At 59.7% G+C, this 1,908-nt stretch carries 2 protein-coding genes, 3 pseudogenes and 1 other annotated feature; of the genes and pseudogenes, 4 read left to right on the forward strand and 1 reads right to left on the reverse strand.

Translation table 11 applies throughout. The features are described from left to right. Positions 1-153: 153 nt before the first annotated feature. The 4 genes and pseudogenes from AC07E3_RS21340 to AC07E3_RS21355 all read left to right on the forward strand — a co-directional run. Positions 154-431, forward strand: a pseudogene (locus AC07E3_RS21340) (transposase); the annotation flags it as partial. 144 nt (positions 432-575) lie between these two features. Next, positions 576-749, forward strand: coding sequence for a transposase (locus AC07E3_RS21345; RefSeq protein WP_478364733.1), 174 nt, complete (start codon positions 576-578; stop codon positions 747-749). A 42-nt stretch (positions 750-791) separates the two neighbouring features. Beyond that, positions 792-1,001, forward strand: a complete 210-nt coding sequence (locus tag AC07E3_RS21350) for a hypothetical protein (protein ID WP_478364731.1) — start codon at positions 792-794, stop codon at positions 999-1,001. 340 nt (positions 1,002-1,341) lie between these two features. Beyond that, positions 1,342-1,783 (forward strand): annotated as a pseudogene (locus AC07E3_RS21355) (transposase); the annotation flags it as partial. Beyond that, positions 1,621-1,737: a sequence feature (AL1L pseudoknot), on the forward strand. Its footprint overlaps the pseudogene before it by 117 nt. Before the next feature lie 2 nt (positions 1,784-1,785). Here AC07E3_RS21355 and AC07E3_RS21360 read toward each other — a convergent pair. Continuing rightward, a pseudogene (locus AC07E3_RS21360) lies at positions 1,786-1,908 on the reverse strand (IS256 family transposase); the annotation flags it as partial.

Genomic DNA, 1,908 nt, shown 5'->3' on the forward strand with positions numbered 1-1,908 from the left:
CTGCTATCTGTCGTCACCGTCTTCTTGCCGTAGCCGTTGCGGCGGTTGCCGGCTTCAACATCGCCGCCAAGATGATGATCCAATTCGACGTTCAGAATGAATAGCCCCTAGATTTGTGGACGCCTTCTTCCCTAAATTTGAGGCAAGGAGGCCATGATGGGGACCAGCAATTTCAGTGATGAGTTCAAGCGCGATGCTGTCGCTCAGATCACCGAGCGGGGCTATCCGGTTGCGGAGGTGTCGCAGCGGTTGGGCGTGAGCCAACACTCGCTCTATGCATGGAAGAAGAAGTTCTCGAAGCCATCAGGAAGCGATGGGGATCAGGCGGCAGAGATACGTCGTCTGAAGAAGGAGCTGGCGCGCGTCACCGAGGAACGCGACATCTTAAAAAAAGCCACCGCGTATTTCGCCAAGGATGCAAAGTGAGATATCCTATCGGGGAACAGCCACCCTCCAAGACTACGAATGACTTCCAGGGGCAACTCGCTCCCGCGATTACCCCATGTGGATGCCCCCTTCGTCCGGCATCGTATGATGCCATCTGCGCCTTGGTGGCGCTTTCGAAGGAGGAGACCATGTCACACGTGCATATTCTGGCGATTGACCTCGCCAAGCGAAGCTTCCAGTCTGCGGCACCGATCGGGGTGGGGCCGGTGACGGCTGGCGCAGTGATGGCCTTCGCGCCCGATCTGCACACCTTCTCGAGCGGCAGGAATTTCGCCGCTTGGCTCGGTCTCGTCCCAAAGTAACGGTCGACAGGCGGCAAGACGCGACTGGGCGGGGTCAGCAAGATGGGACAGGCCGATATACGCAAGCTGTTGATCGTTGGCGCCATGAGCCGGATTCGCTGGATCGTGCGCAAGGGCGTCACTCCTGACAGCAGGCTCGGACAGCTTGTCGGACGCAAGCCGCGCATGGTTGCCGCCGTCGCGCTGGCGAACAAGATGGCCCGGATCATCTGGGCAATCATGACCAGGGAGCAGAATTACCGGATGGCGTGAGCGGTCACCTCCTGGCGGAGGGAAACGGCAAGTGCCTCGGGGTCGTTTGACCCCGGCAAGGAGATCGACTGACGACCTATGCGGCAAGGACTTCAATGTTCAGGACGGGGAGAACCAGTCCCGGCGCTCGAGCACAAAGCTCTCTGAACCGATGTGGACCCTGTTCTTCGAACTGCATACCGGCCCCGTGGCGCAGGCCGCGATCAGAGGCCTGACACACGACCGATAGAAGCCACCGTGCTGCAAAAAGAAGTCGGAAGAAACCCCTTGCAAATCCGGGGGCATCCACACACGCGCCGGGATTGCCGGAGGCTCCAACTCTTGAGAAGGTGGAGCCATCATGAGCAATACGACAAATCGATTTTCATCTGAGGTCCGGGCCCGCGCGGTTCGGATGGTTTTGGATCACGAGGGGGAGCACCTCGCGTTGGGCGGCCATATCGTCGATCGCGGCCAAGATCGGCTGCACGGCGCAGACTCTCAATGAATGGGTCAAGAAGGCGGAGGTGGACAGCGGCGTGCGCGCCGGCGTTCCCTCCGACGTTGCCGAAAAGCTGAAGGCCCTGGAGCGCGAGAACTGCGAGTTGCGGCAAGCCAATGAGATCCTGCGCACGGCTTCCGCTTATTTTGCCCAGGCGGAGCTCGACCGCCCATTCAAGCGATGATCGCCTTCATCAACGATCACCGTGGGGAATACGGGGTCGAGCCGATCTGCCGTGTGCTGCCGATCGCCCCATCCACCTATCATCACTATGTGGTCAAGCGTGCCGATCCCGCCCGGCTGGCCGTTGCGGCGGTTGCCGGCTTCATCATCGCCGCCAAGATGATGATCCAATTCGACGTTCAGAACGCGCTCTGCAAACGCTTTCTTCAGATCGTCAAGGAGGCCATCGGGATCGAAAACTGT

Source organism: Nitratireductor lacus (assembly GCF_056431025.1).

What these genes read in the sequence shown, in the direction of transcription:
- AC07E3_RS21350 (WP_478364731.1), top strand. Translation starts at nt 792, where the DNA reads ATGGGACAGGCCGATATACGCAAGCTGTTGATCGTTGGCGCCATGAGC.
- AC07E3_RS21345 (WP_478364733.1), top strand. Translation starts at nt 576, where the DNA reads ATGTCACACGTGCATATTCTGGCGATTGACCTCGCCAAGCGAAGCTTC.